The following is a 24,452-nucleotide window of genomic DNA, read 5'->3' as shown; positions in this document are numbered from 1 at the left end:
TTAAGGTAAAAAACCTCCTATTGCCTTTTCATATTCTGCCAGAGCAACCTTATACTGGTAATTCGCCGATACCACATTTGTAAAAGTTTGTAACCAAGTGACCTGAGCCGAAAGGACATCGATCACCGGCAATTTCCCTTCATTATAACTAAACGTATTGAGGATCAAGTTATGCCGTGCAATTTCCAGGGAAGAATCCACAATATTGATTCTTTTCAGCGCTTCCGTCAAATTTACCCAGGCATTGCTTAAATCCAGCCGAATCTGATCGAGAAGTTTACTTCGTTCGAGTTCACGCGTTTCCTCCTCCGTTTCACTAATACGGACATTGTGGCGTCGTTCCCCCCAATAAAAGACAGGTATATTTACATTGGCAAAAGCGATTGTAGAAAAACGTTTATCACCGTCAATATTGATCAGGGTTGTACCCCATTTTTCTTTAATTCCCACTGCCAAATTGGGTAAATAGTTCGCTTTCACCAAACGGGTCTGCAAACGGGCCAATTCTATACCTTGTTGTGCTATCCGGTAATCCGGACGGTTTTCCAATACATAACGCAAATCATAAAGAGCGGGAATGGCTAAAGGTTGGCATATTGAATCAGCCAGTTCTACCGGTAATCCGGCTTCATTCCCCATCATAACATTTAAAGCCTGAACAGCAGTTCTATAATTGGTTTCAGAAGTATTTAACTGTAATTCAGCTTCCTTTAAACGGGCTTGTACCATCAGGACGTCTGTTTTACTAATAGCTCCCTCCATAAACCGTTTATTGACAATATCGAATAATTCCTGTACAATCCCTACAAAACGCAAGGAAATCCGGTACAAATCGCGGTTTGCTGCAACTGTCCAATAATTGACATCGGCTGCATATACAATATTGTCAACGGTATACTCTTCTTCCAAACGGGCAATCGCTTCCTGTACACGGGCCGCCTCATATTGTTTACGCAGGCTACTTCCTGCATACACATTTTGCACCACTCCAGCTTCCACACTATAATTATCGTGTTTCAGATCAATTCCGGGCATAAACTGGACATTTTCTATCTGATAGGAATAACTTCCCGTCATATCTATCCGGGGAAAAAATCCGGTTTTTATACTTTTCAAGGTATAAAGAGCGGCTTTTACAGCTTCCTCGGATTGTCTGATTTCCTGGTTATAGTCCAGCACTTTTTGGCGATACTGCTGCAATGTCAGGGATTGAGCCAATGTATAAGTGCAAAACAACAGCAGTCCTATTATTCCATATACTTTTTTCATTCTCGCTTCTTCTGATATTCTAAACATTCCTATTTTTTCAGAAACCTTTCTGTCTGGCTCCCTTCTTCACTGAAATCCGAAAAATCAAACTATACGTTACGGGTAAAACAATAATTGTCAATAAACTTGCTACCAACAATCCGCCCATGATTCCGGCGGCCATTCCCCCAAACATAGCGTCAAACAACAAAGGCAACATGCCTAAGATTGTCGTCCCGGAAGCCATCGTTACGGGTACAATCCTGGATTTTGTAGCTTGAATTACGGCTTCGAGCGGTGCCAGACCATTGGCCTGTTCTATACCAATCTGATCGACCAGTACGATTGCATTTTTTATATTCATTCCCACCAAACCTAACAATCCCAATAAAGCAAAAAAATCAAACATCCTTCCCAATATTAATAAACCGAATACTACGCCAATGAATATAAGGGGCACCATCAGCAAAATGACAATAGGTTTGCGGTAAGAACGAAACAGCAATAGCAATACGACAAACATCAATATAAAGGTCAAAGGCATATTAGCTGCCAATGCCTCATTTGACTCAACCTGACTTTCATCTTCCCCAAAAAACTTCATCCGGTAGCCGGCGGGAATTTCTATTTTCTGCACATCCTGCCATACCTTTTGAAAAGCCTGTTTGGTATTAGCACCCCGTTTCGGGTCGCACTGGGCCATCATCACCCGTTCCCGGTTATAGCGCTTAATCACATTATAATTATAATTCAGGTCAAAACGATCGACAACCTGTGCCAGAGGAACTGCAGAACCGGTTGCTGAGAAGACTGGTAATGTCCGCATATTATCCAGATTTCCGGCCTCATAATTGTCCTCTTTCAACAAAATGGGCATAAACAAATCCTTCTCCCGGTAATCTCCCAAGGGCAAACCATTCGTTGCAACTTTCAGTGCATAAGCGACAGCCTGCCGGGTGATTCCCAAACGTTGCCCTCTTTCCTGAGAATATACCGGTTCCCAGACAGGCACCATATTTCCCCAGCTATTCCGTATATCTGTTACCATCGGACAAGCCTGCATAATGAGCATTGCTTGCTCTGTCAAACTTTTAAGCGTATCGGTATTTTCCCCGATAAAACCTATTTCTATGGCAGCTTCTACCGCAGGCGATAACTTAAAAAGAGAAGAACGGATCAGCAAATTGGGATAATTCTCACTTACATACCTGTTCAGGCGTGCTTCGACCGCTGCAGTATACGTTTTATCCTTCACTTCTATGAGTATATTTCCGAAATTCGGTTTCGGTCCGAAAGAAGTACTGGCCAGATAATAACGCAAAGGCGATCCTCCTAAAGTTGTAGATACATTGACCACTTCCTCCTGTTGCATTAAATAACCTTCGATCCCAGACAACATTTTTTCCGATTCACGTATGCTGTAACCCTCCGGTAAAAAACAATCGGCCCGAAAATACGGCTTATCCATGTTCGGGAAAAAATTCTGAGGCATCATTCCCATAATGACTAAAGACACAATAAACAAAATAACGACTCCTGTAATGGTAATTACTTTATAGCGAATCAGGCTCCTCAACGCTTTGGCAAAACCATTATAAAATTTTGTATCATAGGGATCTTTACCCGTATTATCTCTTTTTTCTTTCAGAATAAAATTTCCGAATACAGGTGTCTGTGTTAAAGCCAGAATCCAGCTTAATCCCAAAGACACAGCCAAGACCACAAACAATGGCTTTACGATCTCTGCAACGGCTGAGGGTGCCAGATATAAAGGCAGGAAAGAAAATATCGCAATCAAGGTAGCTCCGAGTAAGCCCCATTGAGGAATAGTAGCCCCCCGGATCAAGGCTTCGCGCCGTCCTATTCCCCGGCGAATCGCAATTTGTGCATTGTCTGTCACAACAATAGCATTATCCACCAGCATCCCCATTGCAATAATAAAAGCTGCCAAGGAAGTCCGGTTCAGGCCTACCCCTATAAATTGCATCACCAATAAAGTACCTCCGATAGAAAAAAGCAAGGAAGAACCGATTAACATACCTGCCCGGGCTCCCATTACGATGAGGATAATAAAAATCACAATGGCCAGAGACTCCACCAAATTGAGAATAAACCCGTTATTGGCTTCCCGGGCAATCTGATCTTCCGGGTAAAGTGTAATTAATTCGATCCCAACCGGCATTAAGGGCAGCAACTGATCCAGCTTCTTTCTGACTTCTTCTCCCGTTTTCACGACATCTTTTTCCGGAGCCGTCGATACCCCTATTCCAATTGCCCGCATCCCGTTTACGCGCATCAGGCTTCCGGGGGGATCCATATAGCCTTTCTCAATGACAGCAATATCTCCTAAACGAATCTGCTGACCGGTTTCGGTCACCACCAATTGATTGCGGATATCATTCAAATCCTTATAGGTACCTTCCGCCAATACCTTTAATTCAATATAGCCGGCTCTTTTTTCTCCGGTATTAATCAAAGAGTTCTGGGATTTAATCGTCTGAATCACCGTATTTAAATTCAAACCAGAATTTGCCAGCTTGGACATGGATATAAACATATTGACCACCTCCGTCTGTTCGCCATAAAGAGCAACCTTTTGCACCCCCGGGACAGTGACCAGCTCTGTTTTAATGCGTTGTCCCCATCCCCTCAAATCGTGATAGCTAAATCCCTCTGTAGCCGTCAAACCGAAATAAATACCGAATACATCGCCAAAATCATCCGAAACACTGATATCCGAAGCACCTTGCGGTAATTGGGGCTGAATATTAAGTACTTTCCGTCTTAACTCGTCCCACATTTGAGGCATTTCGCCAGGCGGTGTTGCCGGATTCAGTTCAATATTGATTTTCGACATCCCGTAATAAGACTCTGATTTTATTTTATAAACCCTCCGCATAGACTGTATCTCCCGTTCTATGGGTTCAGTTATTAACTGTTCCACTTCCTGGGGGGTCGCCCCCGGATAACGGGTAATCAGAACGGCAGACTTTATGACAAAAGGCGAATCTTCCTTTTTCCCCAATGATTCAAAAGCTAAAATTCCGCCGATCATCAATACAGCCAGAAAAAAATAAATTACCTTGGGATTATCCAGAGAATATTTCGGAATATTCATAGAATTTTAATTAAAATATAGACTATTATTTGTATAATCCGGTTTTCGGATCTTTACTCAAATGAACCCTTCGTTAAAACCGGTCCTTCTTCGATAAATGCTAGGGGATAACCTGTACCTTCTGTCCATCCGTAATAAAATTCACCCCGTCCACCACTACTACATCTCCCCGGGTCAATCCCTTTTGAATCATTACTTTATCCTGTCCAAAAAGTTGAGCAATTTCTATCCGGCGTTTATTTACCGTTGCAGATTCCTTTTTATAAATCCAAACGGAGGTAACATTCTTATCCGGATCAATAAAAACAGCATTCAATGGAACGACCGTATGTTCCTCTGTTTTCCCTTCTATTTGTAAATGAATACGGGCAGAAAAACCGGGATATACCGGAAACTGTTCTTTATTATAAAGGGTGTCCTCTATACTCAGCCTCACCGGTATACCGCCCCCTTCCGGAGAAGCATCTACAAATTCTTTAATACGGGCGTGGAAATGATACCCTTTGTATACGTCAAATTCTACAGAAATATCCATCTTCTCCCGCGTCAATGCAACACTGGTCTCGGGTAAGATAAACCGGATGGCCAATTTATCCGGATTCACCAATTTTATGACAGGTTCTCCCGGCTGTACTTTTTGATAATTCTCGACATATTTCTTTTCCACAAAACCGTCAAAAGGTGCCCGTAAACGAGTGTCCTGCAATGTATTCTGAGAAGCCTGGTAAGCAGAGCGGGCCTTTATGTAATTATTCTGAGAAACTTCGTAGTCCTGACGGGAGATCGCCTCCATGTCCAGCAATTTTTTATCCCGTTCCAATTGGGAACGAGCCGTAATATAGGCGGCTTGGTTTGCATCATTCTGCAATTGGTAATCAAGCGGGTCCACCACTGCAACGACAGCCCCTTTTTGAATGGTTTCTCCGGCATCTACATTCATGTTTACCAGGGGGCCGCCTACTTTAAAAGCCAGCTGAGCAAATTCTTCTGCTTCAACGACCCCGGTATAAATTTTATCCAGATTTTCGGGAGCTCCTATCGTTTCTATTTTTACCGGACGCAGAATATCCTGATAAACCTGATCTTTATTGTGGCCGCATCCCAGTAAAAAGAACAAGCCCCAAAAGAGCAACTGTACTTTATCTATACGTTTCATATTTTTATTTTCCGGTTCTGACGGCGAAGCCGAATTCATAAATATTACTTCACGTATACGTCTATTATCTTAAAATGGTTTGGGAAAAATAAAAAAATGAGAAAAGCCTTTGGAAATGTAAAATTTACGTTTTCCAAAGGCTTCTTCAACCGGATTTTCCGAATTACATTTATTTCAGCATTCCTGTAGACCTCAATTTGATTTCCGTCAGGATTTTCTTTGTGTATAAAGGGAAGTCGCTATTCAGAATCCAAGCAAAATAACCGGGCTGTTCCTTTAAAACCTGTTCTACAGGAAGTCCCTTATTTTTACCAAAATTAAACACTTCCACTCCCTTATCATTAAATACAATAAAACCGGCGAAATCTGCATTATTATTCTGGGTAGAAAACTTACTCAAAAACTCGATATTATTCTCCAGCCTATCCCCATACCGGTCCAGCTGGGCCTTCAGCACTTCATAAGTAGCAAATGTATCGGCAGCAGCGGTATGGGCGTCTTCCAGGCATTTATCACAATAAAAACGATAGGCTGCCGACAGGGTACGTTGTTCCATCTTGTGAAAAATCGTCTGTACATCGACAAATTTTCTTCTCCGCATATCGAAATCCACTCCTGCTCTTAAAAACTCTTCCGCCAGCAACGGAATATCAAAGCGGTTGGAATTATAACCGCCCAGATCACAACCTTCAATATAACGGGCCAATTCCTTAGCAATGCTTTTGAAGACCGGACATTCTTTTACATCCTCATCGTAAATACCGTGTATAGCCGATGCTTCCTTTGGAATAGGCATTTCCGGATTTACCCGAATGGTTTTTTGCTCCTCTTTTCCATTCGTATATATTTTCAATACGGATATTTCCACAATCCGGTCTTTGGCAATATTCACACCAGTTGTTTCTAAGTCAAAAAATACGATTGGATTAGCTAAATTCAGATTCATTTTAAAATTTTATTGCAAATTACAGGACGAATGGTTGAAAAACAGAACAGGTTAAAAGATCACGTATAAGGTCATCTTTTAACCTGTTACTTATCCGGAGAGGTTTACACCATCATAGGCATTAATAACATCAGTAAATCCTCCTCCTGATCCTCGTTTTCAAAAGGCAGGAACAAACCGGGGCGTGTAGGATCCGACAATTCTAAAACCACATTTTCCGATTCGATATTCGACAGAATTTCCAACACGAAAGGAGATTTGAATCCAATTGCAATCGGTTCCCCCTCATACTGACAATTAAGCGTTTCATGACCAGACATTGAATAATCGATATCCTGAGCAGAAATAGTAATCTTATCTCCTCCCAATTCAAACTTTACCAGATTGCTGGCTTGATTTGCCATAACAGACACCCGGCGTAAAGAATTATACAATTCTTTTTTCTCGATAATAACTTTTTTAGGATTATTCTGAGGTATTACGGAATTATAATTGGGGAAACGTCCCTCTACCAAAGTAGAAGTCATCTTATAATTACCGAAAACAAAACAAGCCATTTTCTCATTGAAAGCAATCTGCAGAGGAGCATCGTCTTTCGGCAAAATATTTTTCAACATCAAAGCCGGTTTTTTGGGCAATATTAAAGAATGCTGTCCATTTTCACTTCTCCCGTCAAAACGTTTGTAACGTACCAATTTATGAGCATCCGAAGCCACAAAGGTAAAATTATCCTCATTCATTTCAATTAAGATACAATTCATAACGGGCCTCAAATCGTCATTGGCAGTAGCAAAAATAGATTTTACAATACCATCCAGCATTAATCCGCATTTTGTCTCAAAAGAAGTGTTTTCTCCTTCCGGAGTTCCAGGTTTTGGATAATCTTCCGCGCTTTCTCCCCTCACCGAAAATTCTCCTTTTTCCGAAATAATGCGGACTTCATTGGTCGATTCATTGATGTCAAAAGTCAAAGGTTGTTCCGGAAATTCTTTCAGCATATCGAGTAAGATCTTTGCAGGAATCGTAATCTGCCCTTCTTCTTCCAATTGTTCCAACTCGATTTTAGCTTCCATTGTAGTTTCTTTATCGGATGCTGTTGCATACAATAAACCGTTAGTGGCGACTAAAAGGATATTATCCAGAATCGGTTGTACCGGTTTCCCGCCGATCACCTTGCTTACCGCTTGCAAGCGCGTCAGCATAGTATTACTTGATACGACAAACTTCATAGGTTATATTTTTATTAATTATTATTCTGAAATGAACGCCTAAATTAATGTATTTTTTTTTCCCCTTGAAATTTTAAAGACAATTTTTCAACAGAAAAAAATAGAAATTGTAAAATAAAATTTCCTTCCTGTCTTGGCAGCTTCCTTTACCTTTGCCTCATAAATATTTCTTTTTTCAATTGCTGTTATTACCCGGAACAATTCCTATTCCACACAGCAGTATGCTGAGGTTTAACAAAAAAGGATACCCTCCTGCTTTTCTCAGCATTTCAGGTATCCTCTTCCTAAAAAGACCAAGCGATTATCCCATAATTTCTTCTACTTCTTCCACCGTAATCGGAATACGGCGATCTCCTAACAAACGGCATCCTTCTTCAGTGATCAGTACATCATCTTCCAGACGGATACCACCAAAATCTTTATAAGTTTCGATCTTATCATAATTCAGAAATTCTTTATGCATTCCTTTTCCCCTCCACTGATCAATCAAAGCGGGAATAAAATAGCACCCCGGTTCATCGGTTACCACAAACCCCGGCTCTAAACGGCGTCCCATACGTACAGAGGATGTCCCGAACTGGTTAACGGGGCGAGTTTCTGCGTCATATCCCACATATATCTGTCCCAAATCTTCCATATCGTGTACGTCCAATCCCATCATATGTCCCAGTCCATGAGGCATAAATAAAGCATGTGCACCGGCAGCTACGGCCTCCTCTGTATCTCCCTTCATCAGGCCTAAATCTTTTAATCCCTCGGCCAAAACTTTACATACATCCAGATGTACAGAGAGATAAGTCACGCCAGGACGGGACAACTCTAACGCTTTGTTATTACAATTCACTACGATGTTGTAGATATCTTTTTGACGGGCAGAGAATTTCCCATCCACAGGTACAGTACGGGTAAAATCAGAGCAATAATTCATATTATTTTCAGCACCCGCATCTGTCAGCATCATTCGTCCTTTTTGCAGGATCTGGCTGTGATTATGATTGTGTAGCGTTTCGCCGTTCTGAGAAAGAATGACAGGGAAAGATACTATGCTCCCATAAGAAGCGGCTATACCTTCTATCAAACCTGTAATATACTGCTCCTTTATTCCGGAACGGCAATTCCGCATGGCAGTAGTATGCATTTCATAACCAATATTGCAGGCCTTCGTAATCTCGTCTATTTCACACGCTTCCTTTACAGAGCGTAAAGCCACTACTGCCTGAATTAATTCGACAGAAGCATACTGTTTGAGAAGAGAATGATGTATACCCAGCAGATCTTCCAGCAACAACATATTCTGATAGCGATAAGGAGGCAGGAAATGAATTTTCCGCCCTTCTGCAATAGCCTGACGCAACATTTCAGCCAGCTTTGTAAACGGCCGGGTATTGGTAATCCCGACAGAAGCACCTAATTCTTTTACCTTCGGCTGAGGACCCATCCAGATAATATCGTCCATATCCACATCATTCCCGAAAAGATATTCTTTTCCGCTCTCTACATCCAATACTCCGGCAAATCCCGGCATATTCAAACCAAAGAAATATAAAAACGAACTATCCTGACGGAATTTATAAGTATTATCCTTATAATTGGCCGGAGCCTCGCCGTTTCCTAAAATAAGAATTAACCCTTCCCATACTCTCTCCCGCAATTCTTTCCTTCTGTTTTTGTAAACACTTGCTTCAAACATACGATTTATTTTTAATGATTAATTTTTACTTATTATCTCTGCCATATCATTTCATTCCCCTGCGTTTCCTTCCACTCCGAAACAGCTCACAAGATAACCAAATAAACCCGAAAATAAAATACCAATTTATACCTAAAATTCCATTTCAAGATTATTCAATCGCATTGCACTGCATTTGGATACCGCATCCGACGGACGAATTTCGCAACGGTGCCATTTTCCTGCTTCCAAGCGGAAAGGTTCCATTTCCAATTTATAAACCTTATATTTTTCTTCAGGTTTGATACTAAAACAGATTTTTTTCTCAAATCGGTTGTATAATTTAATAATCAGGCGGTTTTTCCCCTTTTGTAAGGGTAATACTACATATTCCTTATTATACCGTTTTCCTTTTTCTGAAAGGTGAGCCGTAATTTCCCGCCCATTCAGCAGCACTAAAATTCCGTTTCCGCTTCCCAATTCAACCGGTACACATTGTGCTTTCCCGGACTCTATCTCCGTATATAAAAACAGAGACTTTCTCTCCCGCACCGGCAACTCGCTTATTATTCCATACCGGAAACCGGCTAACTTCTTCCACCCGTCTTCCTCCGGTTTTTCAGGGATTTCCCGTATTCCGGCCGGAAGGGTACCAAAAACACTGCCGGAAGATTTCATATAAACAGGGCCCCAGTATGTCCCTTTTGCCGAAAGGACACAACTTTCCCGTCCGTCATTCTCCTCCAGAAGCACTTCTTTTTCTATTCCGTCTATCTTTATCTGAATCCGCCTTCCTTTCTCATTATCCGTATAATATAACACAGGCTTCACTTGTTTCTTTACTGCCTGAAATCCCCAGGTATAAGCCACAGTACTCCGGAAACCGGTATAATAATCGATGCAGGAATATGCATACAATGGAGTGGCATTTCCGGATGTCAACCTTTTACCTTTTACTTGACTCTTTACCGGTTCAATTTTCCAACCTTCCTGCATATCCAGACAGATGATGCCCACAGGGCTATCCTCTTGCCAGGCAGGTTCTCCATACAACTGCCATTCTCCTTTTTCCCGGCCAATGCCTACAGCTCCTCCTTCCATATAAGAAGCAGATAAGACCTGTCCCTGCAGCCCCTCTAAACGAATTTTGCTGAGAGGAGCAGATTTATCTGCAAAAATATAAATGCGATTTCCTTTTACGGTGACATCCTGTCCCGGATACAGATATTCAAAAGGATTGGCTTTCACGCCATAAATACTTTCTCCGTATTTTTCAAGCCAAATTCCCATTTTTTCCAATACTTCCTTTTCAAAAGGAACTACGCTTCCATCCCCTTTCGGACCAATATTCAACAAATAATTCCCTCCCCGGCTTACTACTTTAATCAAACTCCGAAGTTTTTCATTTACCTTCTCCTCTGCCTTCCCCCTTACTTGCCAGGAACGGTATCCCCAGGTTTCATTAAAAAAAGATGCAGCTGTTTGCCACGGTACTCCTATTTTATAATCGGGATATTCATTATCTCCCAATACACTGAAATCGCTGCAATCATTCCCTAGCCGCCCGCTTATCATGCAATGCGGCTGCAAAGAGTCCACCAGATGGTAAAGTCCCCGGCTCTGCTCAGGTGTCAGCGATCCCATATCAAACCATATTTCGGAAATATCCCCGTAAGCGGTCATAATTTCCTCTACCTGTTTCAGATTATAAATATAGTGTTCCGGTGTCAGCGGATCGGCATTATGGCTGGAAATAGGATAAGCTTGCGGGAAATGCCAGTCGATCAGTGAAAAATACACTCCAAAACGCATTCCTTGCCGTCGGCAGGCTTCGGCAAGTTCCTTCATTACATCCCGCTTAAAAGGAGTTGCATCCACTACATTATAATCAGTATAACGACTGTGGTACATACAAAAACCATCGTGGTGTTTGGACGTAAACACTATCGACTTCATTCCTGCCCTTCGGGCTAAGGCCACAATAGAATCAGCATTCCAACCGGCCGGATAAAACCGTTCTGCCACAGCCGCATACCAATCTCCGAAAATACCGGCTTGCGACTGAATTTGTTCGCTATAGCCCTGAGTTACAGGTTTCCCGTCCCACACTCCTCCCAATTCAGAATAAATCCCCCAATGAATAAACATCGAAAATTTCTGATCCAGCCATTGTGAATCAGGCTTATTTTTACCATAAGCGCTCCAGGCACACAAAAGAAATAAAAACACTATTTTTTTCATAACCGTAAATTAAATTTGCCAACACCCTTTAATCCGGTATACCTTCATTTTATCCCTGTTCCCAACTGACAGCCAATAAATAATCCGGATAGTAAACAAGCAAAATACATACACAGGAGGCCTGCTCCCGTGTATTCTTTTACGGCTATAAAAGTAATTAAATTTCCGATCCTTTGCTCAATCGGGGACGCCTAAACAAAAATGCAGCCAAAGGAGTAGCCAATCCGGCAACCATAACGATCCAGATCCCATAGCGAAGTACAATTTGTTCTCCGTTTATTCCGCTCAGTCTCCCACTCAATTCCAAGGTAGTATCCTGTGCAAAATAAATATCGAACATACGCCATAAAACAACTATTCCGGCTGCTATTCCCAACACGGAAACAGCCCAGGTATTTCCATAACTCATATCCAAAGCCGTATTCCGGCGCACACATAAAAATAAAATAATGATAAACATAATAAAAGTAAACCAGCCCGATGTGGAAACCCCGGAGAGATCTCCGATCATTTCTACTCTGTACCAAGGCAAAAAAGTAGAGATGATTCCGGCCAAAGCCAGAATAAATACAATAAATCGTTGTGTACTCATAATTTTATTTTTTATTTACGTCCTTATTCAAATTATCAGAAAAATTCCCATTTAACTGAAAAACTGAACGAAGTATATACGTCCCGGGAAGGGAAAAGTTCGGGATAAAACAAAAGGATTCTCTTTTTTCCTTCAGATGTAAAAAATTATGATGAAAAACAGAAATTTAAAAAATATCTGTTCTTTTTTTTTTGTAATCGCAATAACAATGAGTACTTTTGGGGGCAAATTCGGAAAGTAAACGTTTCCGAAAGATATATTTATGTGCTTAAAATATGTTTTATAACACAAAATTCAGGAATTAACATACATTATTTATTTAATAATTTATTATCATGACACCAACTCATATTGAACACATCGGCATTGCCGTAAAAAGCCTGGATGAGGCTATTCCTTTTTATGAAAAAGTATTGGGATTAAAATGTTATGCGATTGAAGAAGTAAAGGATCAAAAAGTAAAAACAGCATTTTTTCAAGTAGGCCAAACGAAGATTGAATTACTGGAATCGACAGATCCGGAAGGACCTATCGGTAAATTTGTAGAAAAAAACGGTGGGGGTATGCACCACATGGCTTTTGCAGTAGAAGATGTTGCACAAGCATTAAATGACGCAGCTGCTGCCGGATGTCAATTGATTGACAAAGCACCGCGTGCCGGAGCCGAAGGTTTGCAAATTGGCTTTTTGCACCCGAAATCTACCAACCGGGTATTGACCGAACTTTGCGGAAAAAAATAATACGGTTTTAAAGTTTGATTTCGATAAAGAATTACTGCGATGAACAGCAATTCTTTATTGATTTTTAAGACTTTACAACTTTATAAACATTATAAATTCAATATTATATGATGACTAATCAAGATAAAGTAAAAAAACTGATCGACCTACGTGCGACAGCAAAATTAGGCGGCGGTGAAAAGAGAATCGAATCCCAGCATAAAAAAGGGAAACAAACGGCTCGCGAACGTATTGAAATGTTACTGGATGACGGTAGTTTCGAAGAATTTGATATGTTCGTAACCCATCGTTGTACCAATTTTGGAATGGAAAAGACCAAATTCCTCGGAGATGGTGTGGTAACGGGTCAAGGAACGATTGACGGCCGGTTAGTATTTGTATTTGCACAGGATTTCACCGTATTCGGAGGAGCCTTATCTGAAACATTGGCACAGAAGATTTGTAAGGTAATGGATAAGGCCATGGTTGTCGGAGCTCCGGTTATCGGTCTGAATGATTCCGGAGGCGCCCGTATCCAGGAAGGGGTAACTTCTCTGGCCGGTTATGCTGAAATTTTCGAACGCAATATTTTGGCTTCCGGAGTTATTCCGCAGATTTCTGCTATTTTCGGGCCCTGTGCAGGAGGTGCTGTATATTCTCCGGCACTCACCGATTTTATCCTGATGACAGACGAAACTTCCTATATGTTCGTTACGGGACCGAAAGTTGTAAAAACGGTTACAGGTGAAGACATCAGTACAGAAGATCTGGGAGGTGCCGGAATCCACTCTACCAAATCAGGAGTTGCTCATTTCAAGGTAGAAAACGAAGAAGAAGGTATTCTGATTATCCGTAAACTGTTGTCGTATTTGCCCTCTAACAATCTGGAAGATGCTCCGATGATTGACTGTACAGACCCGATCGACCGTCTGGAAGACAGTCTTAATTCTTTAATTCCGGACAATCCAAACCAGCCATACAATATGCTGGAAGTAATTGAAGCTATCGTCGACCACGGAGAATTCCTGGAAGTACACCGCAACTTCGCTAAAAATATCATTGTCGGATTCTGCCGTATGGGAGGTATGCCGGTAGGAGTTATCGCCAACCAACCGAACTTCCTCGCCGGGGTATTGGATATACAAGCTTCCCGGAAAGCAGCCCGTTTCGTTCGTTTCTGTGACTGTTTCAATATTCCGATCCTGACTTTAGTGGATGTACCGGGATTCTTACCGGGCAGTGGACAGGAATACGGTGGTATTATCATTCACGGTGCCAAATTATTATTCGCATACGGAGAAGCTACTGTACCGAAAGTTACCGTTACTTTGCGTAAATCTTACGGTGGAGCACACGACGTGATGTCCTGTAAGCAACTGCGCGGAGATGCCAATTATGCATGGCCTTCCGCTCAAATTGCCGTTATGGGGGCTTCCGGAGCCATTGAAGTTCTGTATGGAAAAGAAGTAGCTGCTATCAGTAGCAATGAAGAAAAAGCTAAATTTATACAGGAAAAAGTAGATGCTTACGACGAAGCTTTTGCTAATCCTTATCAAGCAGCTTCCTATGGTTATATTGACGATGTGATCGAACCTCGCAATACCCGTTTCCGCGTAATCCGTGCCTTCGAAAGCCTGCGTACCAAAAAAGTGGTTAATCCGCCGAAGAAACATAGTAATATACCGTTGTAAAATTAAAGAATATGACAAGTTTAATTACGCTTTCTACAGATCTGATCAGGGAAGCCGGAGGATACACCATTTCAATTGTGAGTATCATTGTGGTATTTGTTGCACTGGGAATACTGGTATTTATCTTTATGTCTATTCCAAAAATTCTGGAAATGAACATTAAAAATAAATTGAAAAAAGCCGGACATGAGGAACCAGCAAAGAATATTAATGTAGAAGGGAACGTAAATGTAGCAATCGCAATGGGTCTTCACTTGTATTTTAATGAATTACACGATGAAGAAAGTAATATTATTACGATTCACAACGCTCCCAAGCAATATTCTCCCTGGAGTTCTAAAATTTATAGTGTACAAAACCAACCGGTGAAAAAATAAATTAATGATTCATGGCCGGCATGGAAATGATCCGGTCACCAATTAATAAGCATATGAAAAAATACAAGTTTAAGATAAACGGTCAAACCTACGAAGTTGAAGTAGGAGAATTCGATGGCTCAAATGCTACGGTTTCCGTAAACGGTACCTCTTACCAAGTAGAAATACAGGGAGAAGAAAAGAAAGCAAAAACTCCTGTTTTGGCTCGTAAACCGGTAGTAAACAAACCGGGGGAAGGTCAGATCAAAAAGGCCGAAAGCAGTGGTGCTGCCTACAAAATTAATTCTCCCCTACCCGGAACGATTAAAAAAATCAACGTTAGCGTAGGGGCTACTGTTAAAGCCGGCGAATGTGTGATGATTATGGAAGCCATGAAAATGGACAACAACGTAATGGCTGAAAAAGGTGGTGTTGTACAGGCTATCAAAGTAAAAGAAGGAGATGCAGTTCTCCAGGGCGATACATTAGTAGAAATAGCATAATTCAATAGAATATGAACAGACTTATTTTCATTATGCTATCTTTTTTGTTTGTCGCCTTCAGCGGAAATACCTGCGAAGCATCAAACAGAGGTAGCTTAAAAGACGAGCTTGTCCACGGCAAATGGATGAACAGAGCCGGGGGATATATCCCTAAGGCGATCCGGGCAACGGACTTAAAGCCGGATCAGAAAGCACGGACAGTAGCCCGTTATAAAGTTTATAGTTTTTATGATGACGGAACCTTTACCATGGATTCCATCAAACAACGTTATACCGGAAAATGGCAGTTGGAAGGGAACAAAGTCATAATGACTTTCAAGCCTAAAAAAATTACTGAATTCTCTCCGAATTTAGACCCGAATGCATCCGGCCAGGGCTATGTAACGACCGACGTGATGGTCGATCTGGGTGTCCGTATTGCTACGATGAACGGGAATGTATTGGAATTTTCGGGTATGGATCAGAATGCATACCACAATTCTGACGCTATGGCGGGGATGAAGAATTTCTGGGAATTTACCGGTTTTCCCAACGCGACTACGGGCAACCTGGTGATGATCATTATTGCCCTGCTCTTTATCTGGCTGGCTATCCGTTTCGATTACGAGCCGATGTTGCTGATTCCCATCGGAATGGGTATTATTATTGGAAATATTCCTTTCTATATGGGAGAAGCCTTTAACCTGAAACTCGGTATTTACGAACCGGGATCCGTTTTGAATATTCTCTATTCCGGAGTGATCAATGGCTGGTATCCGCCTTTGATTTTCCTGGGCATCGGAGCAATGACAGATTTCTCCTCATTGATTTCCAACCCCCGGTTAATGTTATTGGGTGCGGCAGCCCAGCTGGGTATATTCGTAACCTTCCTAGGAGCTTTATGGTTAGGATTTGCTCCCCCCGAGGCCGGTGCTATCGGTATTATCGGCGGAGCCGACGGTCCGACAGCTATTTTCCTTTCTTCTAAATTAGCCAATGGAGTAAACATGCTGGCCGACGGAACTTTGGTGAAAAACCTTATCGGTCCGATTGCCATTGCTGCCTACTCTTACATGGCTCTGGTTCCTGTCATTCAGCCTCCAGTAATCAACCTTTTGACGACTAAACACGAACGGAAAATCAAAATGCGTCCTCCGCGTTCTGTCAGCCGCCTGGAAAAACAACTTTTCCCCATCATCGGTTTGCTATTGACAGCTTTCATTGCTCCCTCAGCTCTTCCGTTGTTAGGAATGCTGTTCTTCGGTAATTTGCTGAAAGAATCGACAGTAACCAACCGTTTGGCCAATACAGCCAGCAATGCTTTGATCGATACAATCACTATGTTATTGGGAGTTACCGTAGGAGCTTCTACACAGGCAGACGTATTCCTGACCAAGGATTCTATTCTGATTTTCGGATTAGGAGCATTCTCTTTTATTATTGCTACTGCCGGTGGTGTATTGGTTGGTAAAATTATGAACTGGTTGTCTCCAAAAAGCAACCCGATCAACCCAATGATCGGAGCCGCCGGAGTATCAGCTGTTCCGGACAGTGCCCGTGTAGTACAAAATATGGGATTGAAAAACGATCCGACCAACTACCTGCTGATGCACGCGATGGCTCCGAATGTATCCGGAGTGATCGGCTCAGCAGTGGCAGCGGGTACCTTATTGAGTTTCTTGATGTAAAATCCTTATTTTATAAACAACTCTCTGTTTAACAGGGAGTTGTTTATTTTTAAACCCTGCATTTCTTTTTCCAGAAAAAGATATAATCCAGCGAATAACGCCCTCCGCCTAACCAGAAAAATAAAATATAAAAAGCCAGATACAGTATTCCCAATTCTTTTATCTGAAAAGGATCCTCTCCATGGATCACCCATATCGCTACTATCATATTAAAAATCAACGGTACGGTTGCCAAACGGGTAAATATTCCCAGCAAAAGGAGGAGGGAACAACCCACTTCCGCTAAAATAGAAAGAAGGAGGGATACAACCGGTGTAACTCCCAAGGGATCCGGAAAATTACCAGCCAACTCACGGAATGCTAGCAGCTTTGAAAACCCATGCAGCAACATCATGAGGGCAATAAACACCCGGGCCAAAAACAAAGGGAAAGAACGTCCTCTCCGCAATGGTTTTCCTAAGAATAAAAAATCTTTCATAAAACAGTTGTAGTTAAAACGATAATGCCTCTGCTAATCTTTTCCACAGCTCACGCGCCTCTTTTTCGCTCCCGTCAGAATTCTTCATTTATTTCCGGTTATTTCTTCCCTACGACGCTTTTCAATTTTACGAAAAGTTTAAAAATAGGTTTCTTTCTTTTTCTTTATTCTTTTCCCGATTCTTTTTCTCCGTACATATTTTTTCTTTTTCCGATAAAGGGTATCTTTACCGCATCATTTATTTAATTTATACTTATGAGTATCCGAGGTTTTGGAAGTGATAATTTCTCCGGTGTACTTCCGGAAGTTTTCAATGCTCTGAAAGAGGCTGCATACGGACATCAGCATTCTTATGGGGAAGACGATTATACCGAAAAAGCAATCCATGATTTTAAACAGATTTTCGGAAAAGATATAGAAGTCTTCTTTGTATACAACGGCACGGGAGCCAATATTGTGAGTCTCTCGGCTTTTACCCGTTCGTTCAATGCGATCATCTGTGCAGAAACAGCTCACATCAATGTAGACGAATGCGGAGCCATTCAAAAACAGGCAGGCTGTAAGTTACTTACCGTTCCAACTTTCGACGGTAAATTAAATATTGGCCTGATTCAGAATCATATGCATGGTTTTGGGGAACAACATCATTCACAGCCCAACGTAATCTCTTTGACCCAATGCACGGAACTGGGAACGATTTATACGCCGGAAGAATTAAAAGAGATATGCGACTTTGCCCATGCTCACGGTCTTTATGTTCACATGGACGGCGCCCGTTTAGCCAACGCAATTGCTTACCTGAACTGTGATCCTTTAGACATCACAGCAAAAGCCGGTATAGATGTATTGAGTTTTGGAGGGACAAAAAACGGAATGATGTTTGGAGAAGCCGTCGTCTTTTTCAATACTTCTGTCTGCCGGGACGTCCCCTATATCCGTAAACAGGCTATGCAATTGCATTCTAAATCCCGTTTTATCGCCGCCCAGTTCTCCGCAGTATTAAAGGATGGGCTTTGGCTGAAGACTGCAGCTCATGCCAATCGTATGGCCCAGCGTTTAGCCAATGAAGCTTCTCTGATTCCGGGAATTAAAATCACCCAAAAAGTACAGGGCAATGAAATATTTGCCATTATTCCCCGAGACAAAATCGAATGTCTGCAAAAAGAATGTTTTTTTTATATATGGGATGAGGATGCTTCCGAAATCCGCTGGGTATGTTCTTTCGATACCACCGAAAACGATATCATTGAATTTGTAAACTTGCTGAGGGAAAAACTATTATAAGAGATGTCCTTCTTTATATATGAAACGTCAATTTATCCATACGGAGGACGGAAGTACCACTTTATATGTCCCGGCCTTAAATGAACACTATCATTCCATACACGGGGCCATACAAGAATCTGTACATATCTTTATACACACCGGAATAGAATTTTACCTCCGGAATAATCCGCCAGTAACTATTTTATCCGGAGTGAATATTCTGGAAGCCGGTTTCGGAACGGGATTAAATGCTTATCTTTCGTTCGTATACGCAGAAGAACAAAAGATCCGCATTCAATACCACAGTATTGAAAAATACCCTTTAAGTATTGAAGAAACGAAACAATTGAATTATAAAGCACAAATTCCGGCAAAAAATCCGGATATCTTTGATGAACTACACTCTTGTCCCTGGGAAAGGGAGAACGCCATAAGTCCCGTTTTCAGTTTACACAAATACCGCCAGGATTTCAGGGAAATCCGGTTTGAATCCCGTTTCGACATAATTTTTTTCGATGCTTTCAACCCGGAAATTCAGCCTTACCTGTGGACAGAAGACGTTTTTCAGAATTTTTATAAAGCCCTCAAACCGCAAGGGATACTGGTCACCTATTGCGTAAAAGGAATCGTCAAACAAGCTTTGAGAAAGGTGGGATTTACGTTAAAAAAGCTGCCGGGACCTCCGGGTAAAAGAGAAATACTAAGAGCTCAAAAATAACTTCTGAAACGAAATGAGAAAGAAGGAAAAAGAAGCAATCCGGCAATTGCTGGAAGATAAGTACCGGGAATATTGCCGTTCTGAATTCTTTATCGATACGGATCCCATCCAGATACCCAAAATGTTTGAACAAAAAGAGGATATTGAAATATCCGGTTTTCTGGCAGCCTCACTGGCATGGGGGCAACGCCCGACAATTATCCGCAAATGCAAGGAACTCATGTGCCTTATGGATTATGCTCCTTACGATTTTATCCGAAATGCACAGGAAGCAGACTTTGAACGCTTTATTTCTTTTAAACACCGTACCTTTAATGGCTACGACTGTTGTTATTTCCTGCAGGCTTTAGCCCGTATTTACCGTACGAAAGGGGGACTGGAAGAAGTATTTACAAAAGCTTATTTACAACACCGGGATATGTTCCAGGTACTCCGTTGCTGGTACGATGAATTTACAGCACTTCCGGCTGAAAAGAGAGTATTGAGACATATTGCAAATGTAGAAAAAGGATCCGCAGCCAAAAGAGTAAATATGTTCCTGCGCTGGATGGTCCGGCAGGATAACAGCGGCATTGACTTTGGATTATGGAAAACCATCCCTCCTGCGGCCTTATTGATTCCCCTGGATGTACATACCGGAAATGTCAGCCGGGAACTAGGCCTTCTCCACCGCAAACAAAATGATGCCCAAGCAGTCGCAGAACTGACCGGACACCTTCGGGAATTCGACCCCATAGATCCTATCCGTTATGATTTTGCCTTATTTGGTTTGGGAGCCTTCGCTAAATTTAATAAAAAACAGGATACTAACGATTCAGTAAAGTATACGAATTGAGTTTATCTGCTGTCCGGCTATAAAGGAAATCCTCCAGAGCTTCAGCATAATTCAGATGGTGTACATCACTTCCGACAAAACTGACCATACCTGATTTTAACAACTGCCAGGCAATCTTCTCCGTTTCTTTGCCATAAAATCCGGCCAGAGAGAGCAGGTTCAATTGCAACAGGCAACCTTTTCTGATCAGGTCCTGACATTTATTCAGAAAATGACTATAATAAAACTTATAACGTTCGGGATGTGCCAATACCGGTATAAAACCCTTACTGCGCAACAGGAAAATCAAAGACTCCAAGTGAATTGACTCAGCCAGAAAACTATTTTCAATCAATATATATTGCTGATGAAAAGGCAACATTTTCCCTTCTTCTGCCAATTGGAAAACTTCTTCTCCGACCCGATACTCTGCTCCTGCCTCTATAGGTATATCCGGGCGTGCTTTCTGCAAAATCGCTAAAGCAGTTTGAATATCTTCCCCCGTATTAGGCATAGAAGGATAAGCAACATGAGGAGTCAATGAAAAGCGCTCTATCCCCAATCCCCTCATCTTTTCCAATAATTTAAGAGCCTCCTCCAAGGTCTTCACTCCATCGTCCAAACCCGGCAAAAGATGTGCATGCATATCATGCCGGTAAGAGAAATATTGCTTATGACCCCTAAACCATCCCATTACAGTCTATTCTTTACGCTTTTTAGAATGTTCATGTTTATTTTCAGAATCATATCCGTAGCCATATCCATAACCGTAGCCGTAGCCATACCCATAACCATAGCCATAACCGTATTTTCCATGTACCATCTTCACCCCGTTCAATACGATTCCTAAATTGTCGATACGTTTTTCCCGGTTCAACTCATCCACCAATTTCAAAGCTTTCTTATCCAAAACATTAGCCCTGACGACATATACACAGGCATCCGCATATTTACTCAACGTAAATCCGTCGGCCAAAATCCCCAGCGGAGGTGTATCCAGAATCACATAAGAGAATCGGGACCTCAGCTCCGACAATAGCTGACGCATTCTTTCACCGGACACTAATTCTGTCGGATTCGGAGGCACGGTTCCTCCAAAAATTGCATACAGGTTTTCATCAATCTGCTCAATCACCTTATTCACATCATTTTCAATCCCCGCTAAATAAGCAGCCAGACCCTTTCCCTGAGGTTTTCCGAAAAATTCATTCATACGGGGATTTCGTAAATCGCATCCCAATACGATAATTTTTTTACCCGCTTTCGCATAAGCCGTAGCTAAATGTGCCGATACCAATGATTTTCCTTCTCCCGGGATAGTAGAAGAAACCATAATAACAGGGCTTCCCTCCTTCCGGTTGATCATATAATTCAGATTCTCCCGGATCAAATGCATAGACTCTTCCAGGGCAAAATTTCCTTTAAATATTTTAACTTTTTCTTCCGGTAATTCGGGCAAAGTTCCCAAAACAGGAATTTTCACTGCCTTTTCCACATCTTCCAATCCCCTCACTTTCGAATTCACCATATCTTTCAGGAAAATAACACCAAACGGAATTGCACAGCCCACAATCAATCCCACCAGTATAATCAACATCTTTTTAGGAGATACCGGTGACTTTCCACTACGGGCATCCTCTATAATTTTAGCTGCCGGAACATACATCAACTTCGCAATTTCTGCCTCTTCCCGTTTTTGCAGCAGAAATAAAAACAAATTTTCTTTTAACTCCTGCTGACGGGCAATGGCCCGGTATTGTCTTTCCTGAGTGGGCACTGAAGTCAATAATTTATCTACCGACTGATTTTCCTGGCGTAAACTATTGATTTTAATTTCCTGGCTCTTTTCTACATTCCCGATGGCAATCCGGATGTTGTTTTTCAAAGCTTTCAGTTGGTTACTCAAACTGATCAGCAAGGGATTACTTTCATTAGCTGTCATCAGCAATTTATTCCTCCGCAAAACCATTTCATTATACTGAGTAATACCACTTGTCAAAGTAACATCGGTTAACCCCAGGTTCTCCGGTAACAAACGGAATTCATCATTCCCTTTCTGTTCCAGGAAAGCCCGGATACTTTTCACAACAGCAAGTTCTGTTTCCAGCTTCAGCAATTCGGCATCTGCAGCCTTTTTCCTCTCCATAACCATAGCTGCATCCGAAGTGATATCCGTCAGACGGTTTTCTTTCTTAAACCGTTCTGCTTCGGTTTCAATACCCCCTAATTCCCGGTTAATTACACTCAGCCGTTCGTTGATAAACTCTACGGTTTTTGTAGAAACCAACTGCTTATCCGTTACTCCGTTATCATTGTAACGGTGAATGAGAGCATTGACCAGATCTATTCCCCTGGAAGGAATTGCATCTTTTACTGAAATACTTACGGCATTGGTATTCTTACCCAGCAAATTTACGGATAAATTAGCATGAAAACGATCTGTCGCACTCTCATAAGAACTCAATTGCACCAAAATCTGATCGTCCTGAAAAGCCGTATCGACTTTCTCCACGGAAATTTGATAAGTGCCCATCGGGATTGCCTGAGAATACTCCCCTTCATAAATTAAAATCCCGTCCCGGTCTTTTATCACAATTTTCCCGCTTTTGTGAGTGTTAATGATAAGGGTAGTATCCTGAATATTCTCTGGATGGTCTATCAAAATTTTAATCGGAGTAGAGGTATACATATTCTGATCCCTGGGAAAACCTTCCTTTATATAACTGATATTCAGCTCCAGGTCTTTCACCACTTCCCGCATCAGGTTCTTCGACTGGAGTTCTACAATTTCATTTTCCACAAACATATCTCCTCCCTGCAGAAATCCCAGTTCCTTCATCATCACATTGGTTCCCAGCTCTCCCTTTTTAGAATCACTAATCATAACTTTAGCTTCTATATTATAAATCGGAGTCTGGATCATATAAACATATATAGCTAAAGCTATACAGACAGGCACTGCTATTACAAACCAGCGCCAATGGATCAGTAATTTAAAAAATAATTCCCTGAAATCAATACCTTCTTCTTCGTTCTGGGTCAATTGCTCTTGCTCATTTACGTTCATATCGTTATCCTGAAAAATATAAATCTAAATTATTTTACAATCAGAGCGACAATAGCGACAATTGTCGAGATACTGGACACCACATAAGTCCAGAAAGTTCCCATATTTCCTCCTACAACTCTTCCTTTGTTAGGCTCCACATATATCACATCATTTTGCTGCAAATAAAAGAAAGGAGAATCGACAAAATCGGAAGAAGTCAGGTCAATACGGGCAAACTGCTTTTCGTTTCCTAATTCCCTTATCAATAGCACATTTTTCCGCTTTCCGCTAATCTGTAAATCTCCTGCCATACCTAAAGCATCGAACAAAGAAATACGTTCAGTTGTCACCTTATAACTTCCCGGATTTTTGACTTCACCTAAAACAGTCACTTTAAAATTGAGAAATTGAATGGTAACAATCGGATTCTTCAAATAAGTTGATAATCTTTGCTTTAATAATTCCGACAACTGATTGCGGGTAATACCATCCACTTTAATCCGACCTAAAACAGGAAAATCAATATATCCTTCCTTGTCAACAATATATCCTTGCTGTGCACCTTGCTGTGAATTCGGAATTTCCCGTCCCAAACCGATCATCGGACTATTAAAAGGAGTTGCCGCTTCAAAATCATCACAGGAAACAATAATAGAGAGCAAATCATCAGGATGTATAACCGTTTTATACTCAGATTCCGTTTTTATCCGTTCATTTACATCCACATCTTGTAAATAAATTACTTTTTTGGATGACACGCATGATACACCTAATAGGCTCAACAATAAAAGTATTACGATATTTCTATACTTTCCCATACATTGAATTTTATGTCGTTTATAAAGTGCAGATTTATTTCAAAAGCCCCTCCCCAAATTATGGATAACTAAAATATAAAAATTTGCAGGCTTTCCCCTTCACATTCCTCTGTTTCGCCACAATAAAGCAGGCAAATATAACGATAAAAAATACGAAAATAAAAAAATATTAAT

20 protein-coding genes are annotated in these 24,452 nt (G+C 41.3%); 8 read left to right on the top strand and 12 right to left on the bottom strand.

Annotated elements, in window-relative coordinates; genetic code table 11:
* The 8 genes from Q0465_RS03345 to Q0465_RS03310 form a co-directional block, all read right to left on the bottom strand.
* Entirely contained in the window at nt 1-1,269 is a 1,269-nt protein-coding gene (locus Q0465_RS03345; protein WP_298612784.1) for a TolC family protein, read from the bottom strand.
* A 37-nt stretch (nt 1,270-1,306) separates the two neighbouring features.
* A complete protein-coding gene (locus Q0465_RS03340) occupies nt 1,307-4,366 on the bottom strand; it encodes an efflux RND transporter permease subunit (RefSeq protein ID WP_298612781.1) in 3,060 nt (1,019 codons plus the stop codon).
* A gap of 100 nt (nt 4,367-4,466) precedes the next feature.
* Nucleotides 4,467-5,522 carry an efflux RND transporter periplasmic adaptor subunit gene (locus Q0465_RS03335; protein WP_298612778.1) on the bottom strand — a complete coding sequence of 352 codons (1,056 nt, stop codon included), beginning with the start codon at nt 5,520-5,522 and terminating at the stop codon, nt 4,467-4,469.
* 169 nt (nt 5,523-5,691) lie between these two features.
* Nucleotides 5,692-6,468, bottom strand: coding sequence for a 3'-5' exonuclease (locus Q0465_RS03330; protein WP_298612775.1), 777 nt, complete (start codon nt 6,466-6,468; stop codon nt 5,692-5,694).
* A 104-nt stretch (nt 6,469-6,572) separates the two neighbouring features.
* Entirely contained in the window at nt 6,573-7,697 is a 1,125-nt protein-coding gene (gene dnaN, locus Q0465_RS03325; RefSeq protein WP_298612772.1) for a DNA polymerase III subunit beta, read from the bottom strand.
* A 301-nt stretch (nt 7,698-7,998) separates the two neighbouring features.
* Nucleotides 7,999-9,387 carry an aminopeptidase P family protein gene (locus Q0465_RS03320; RefSeq protein ID WP_298612768.1) on the bottom strand — a complete coding sequence of 463 codons (1,389 nt, stop codon included), beginning with the start codon at nt 9,385-9,387 and terminating at the stop codon, nt 7,999-8,001.
* A 132-nt stretch (nt 9,388-9,519) separates the two neighbouring features.
* Nucleotides 9,520-11,607: an alpha-L-fucosidase gene (locus Q0465_RS03315; RefSeq protein WP_298612765.1), complete on the bottom strand. Its 2,088-nt coding sequence runs from the start codon at nt 11,605-11,607 to the stop codon at nt 9,520-9,522.
* Between the two features lie 157 nt (nt 11,608-11,764).
* Nucleotides 11,765-12,199 (bottom strand): hypothetical protein, encoded by a 435-nt coding sequence (locus Q0465_RS03310; protein WP_298612762.1) that lies wholly within the window; start codon nt 12,197-12,199, stop codon nt 11,765-11,767.
* 335 nt (nt 12,200-12,534) lie between these two features.
* On the opposite strand from Q0465_RS03310, the gene mce reads away from it, so the two are divergent.
* The 5 genes from mce (at nt 12,535) to Q0465_RS03285 (ending at nt 17,135) form a co-directional block, all read left to right on the top strand.
* Nucleotides 12,535-12,939 (top strand): methylmalonyl-CoA epimerase, encoded by a 405-nt coding sequence (gene mce, locus Q0465_RS03305; protein ID WP_298612759.1) that lies wholly within the window; start codon nt 12,535-12,537, stop codon nt 12,937-12,939.
* Between the two features lie 110 nt (nt 12,940-13,049).
* Nucleotides 13,050-14,609: an acyl-CoA carboxylase subunit beta gene (locus tag Q0465_RS03300; RefSeq protein WP_298612988.1), complete on the top strand. Its 1,560-nt coding sequence runs from the start codon at nt 13,050-13,052 to the stop codon at nt 14,607-14,609.
* Nucleotides 14,610-14,620: 11 nt separating this feature from the next.
* Nucleotides 14,621-14,986, top strand: coding sequence for an OadG family protein (locus Q0465_RS03295; RefSeq protein ID WP_298612756.1), 366 nt, complete (start codon nt 14,621-14,623; stop codon nt 14,984-14,986).
* A 53-nt stretch (nt 14,987-15,039) separates the two neighbouring features.
* Nucleotides 15,040-15,468: a biotin/lipoyl-containing protein gene (locus Q0465_RS03290; RefSeq protein ID WP_298612753.1), complete on the top strand. Its 429-nt coding sequence runs from the start codon at nt 15,040-15,042 to the stop codon at nt 15,466-15,468.
* A 488-nt stretch (nt 15,469-15,956) separates the two neighbouring features.
* Entirely contained in the window at nt 15,957-17,135 is a 1,179-nt protein-coding gene (locus Q0465_RS03285) for a sodium ion-translocating decarboxylase subunit beta (RefSeq protein ID WP_298612986.1), read from the top strand.
* A 49-nt stretch (nt 17,136-17,184) separates the two neighbouring features.
* Here the strand turns inward: Q0465_RS03285 and Q0465_RS03280 are convergent, their stop codons facing one another.
* The gene (locus Q0465_RS03280; protein WP_298612751.1) at nt 17,185-17,613 is read right to left on the bottom strand and encodes a DoxX family protein; all 429 of its coding nucleotides are present in this window, start codon (nt 17,611-17,613) and stop codon (nt 17,185-17,187) included.
* Nucleotides 17,614-17,874: 261 nt separating this feature from the next.
* On the opposite strand from Q0465_RS03280, the gene Q0465_RS03275 reads away from it, so the two are divergent.
* The 3 genes from Q0465_RS03275 to Q0465_RS03265 are packed head-to-tail and all read left to right on the top strand — an operon-like array spanning nt 17,875 to nt 20,432.
* Nucleotides 17,875-18,897, top strand: a complete 1,023-nt coding sequence (locus Q0465_RS03275; protein ID WP_367274298.1) for a low specificity L-threonine aldolase — start codon at nt 17,875-17,877, stop codon at nt 18,895-18,897.
* Nucleotides 18,898-18,916: 19 nt separating this feature from the next.
* Complete coding sequence (gene mnmD, locus Q0465_RS03270; protein WP_298612746.1) at nt 18,917-19,597, top strand: tRNA (5-methylaminomethyl-2-thiouridine)(34)-methyltransferase MnmD; 681 nt, start codon at nt 18,917-18,919, stop codon at nt 19,595-19,597.
* A gap of 13 nt (nt 19,598-19,610) precedes the next feature.
* Entirely contained in the window at nt 19,611-20,432 is an 822-nt protein-coding gene (locus Q0465_RS03265) for a TIGR02757 family protein (protein WP_298612743.1), read from the top strand.
* On the opposite strand, the gene Q0465_RS03260 is transcribed toward Q0465_RS03265, so the two are convergent.
* The 3 genes from Q0465_RS03260 to Q0465_RS03250 are packed head-to-tail and all read right to left on the bottom strand — an operon-like array spanning nt 20,404 to nt 24,278.
* Entirely contained in the window at nt 20,404-21,105 is a 702-nt protein-coding gene (locus Q0465_RS03260; protein WP_298612740.1) for a CpsB/CapC family capsule biosynthesis tyrosine phosphatase, read from the bottom strand. The two genes, Q0465_RS03265 and Q0465_RS03260, sit on opposite strands and share 29 nt — an antisense overlap.
* Before the next feature lie 6 nt (nt 21,106-21,111).
* Entirely contained in the window at nt 21,112-23,478 is a 2,367-nt protein-coding gene (locus Q0465_RS03255; protein WP_298612738.1) for a tyrosine-protein kinase family protein, read from the bottom strand.
* A 29-nt stretch (nt 23,479-23,507) separates the two neighbouring features.
* Nucleotides 23,508-24,278: a polysaccharide biosynthesis/export family protein gene (locus tag Q0465_RS03250; RefSeq protein WP_298612735.1), complete on the bottom strand. Its 771-nt coding sequence runs from the start codon at nt 24,276-24,278 to the stop codon at nt 23,508-23,510.
* Between the last annotated feature and the right edge of the window lie 174 nt (nt 24,279-24,452).

Origin of the sequence: uncultured Odoribacter sp. (genome assembly GCF_937966165.1) — a bacterium.
GTDB lineage: Bacteria > Bacteroidota > Bacteroidia > Bacteroidales > Marinifilaceae > Culturomica.
Note: the sequence above shows the minus strand (reverse complement) of the source record. Positions and strands in the feature narration are given on the sequence as shown.

Coding starts and splice junctions, on each gene's coding strand:
- Q0465_RS03330 (WP_298612775.1), bottom strand. CDS start 6,468: ATGAATCTGAATTTAGCTAATCCAATCGTATTTTTTGACTTAGAAACA.
- Q0465_RS03310 (WP_298612762.1), bottom strand. CDS start 12,199: ATGAGTACACAACGATTTATTGTATTTATTCTGGCTTTGGCCGGAATC.
- Q0465_RS03300 (WP_298612988.1), top strand. CDS start 13,050: ATGACTAATCAAGATAAAGTAAAAAAACTGATCGACCTACGTGCGACA.
- Q0465_RS03280 (WP_298612751.1), bottom strand. CDS start 17,613: ATGAAAGATTTTTTATTCTTAGGAAAACCATTGCGGAGAGGACGTTCT.
- Q0465_RS03335 (WP_298612778.1), bottom strand. CDS start 5,522: ATGAAACGTATAGATAAAGTACAGTTGCTCTTTTGGGGCTTGTTCTTT.
- Q0465_RS03265 (WP_298612743.1), top strand. CDS start 19,611: ATGAGAAAGAAGGAAAAAGAAGCAATCCGGCAATTGCTGGAAGATAAG.
- Q0465_RS03250 (WP_298612735.1), bottom strand. CDS start 24,278: ATGGGAAAGTATAGAAATATCGTAATACTTTTATTGTTGAGCCTATTA.
- Q0465_RS03290 (WP_298612753.1), top strand. CDS start 15,040: ATGAAAAAATACAAGTTTAAGATAAACGGTCAAACCTACGAAGTTGAA.
- Q0465_RS03340 (WP_298612781.1), bottom strand. CDS start 4,366: ATGAATATTCCGAAATATTCTCTGGATAATCCCAAGGTAATTTATTTT.
- mce (WP_298612759.1), top strand. CDS start 12,535: ATGACACCAACTCATATTGAACACATCGGCATTGCCGTAAAAAGCCTG.
- Q0465_RS03255 (WP_298612738.1), bottom strand. CDS start 23,478: ATGAACGTAAATGAGCAAGAGCAATTGACCCAGAACGAAGAAGAAGGT.
- Q0465_RS03320 (WP_298612768.1), bottom strand. CDS start 9,387: ATGTTTGAAGCAAGTGTTTACAAAAACAGAAGGAAAGAATTGCGGGAG.
- Q0465_RS03295 (WP_298612756.1), top strand. CDS start 14,621: ATGACAAGTTTAATTACGCTTTCTACAGATCTGATCAGGGAAGCCGGA.
- Q0465_RS03315 (WP_298612765.1), bottom strand. CDS start 11,607: ATGAAAAAAATAGTGTTTTTATTTCTTTTGTGTGCCTGGAGCGCTTAT.
- Q0465_RS03285 (WP_298612986.1), top strand. CDS start 15,957: ATGGCGGGGATGAAGAATTTCTGGGAATTTACCGGTTTTCCCAACGCG.
- mnmD (WP_298612746.1), top strand. CDS start 18,917: ATGAAACGTCAATTTATCCATACGGAGGACGGAAGTACCACTTTATAT.
- Q0465_RS03345 (WP_298612784.1), bottom strand. CDS start 1,269: ATGAAAAAAGTATATGGAATAATAGGACTGCTGTTGTTTTGCACTTAT.
- Q0465_RS03260 (WP_298612740.1), bottom strand. CDS start 21,105: ATGGGATGGTTTAGGGGTCATAAGCAATATTTCTCTTACCGGCATGAT.
- dnaN (WP_298612772.1), bottom strand. CDS start 7,697: ATGAAGTTTGTCGTATCAAGTAATACTATGCTGACGCGCTTGCAAGCG.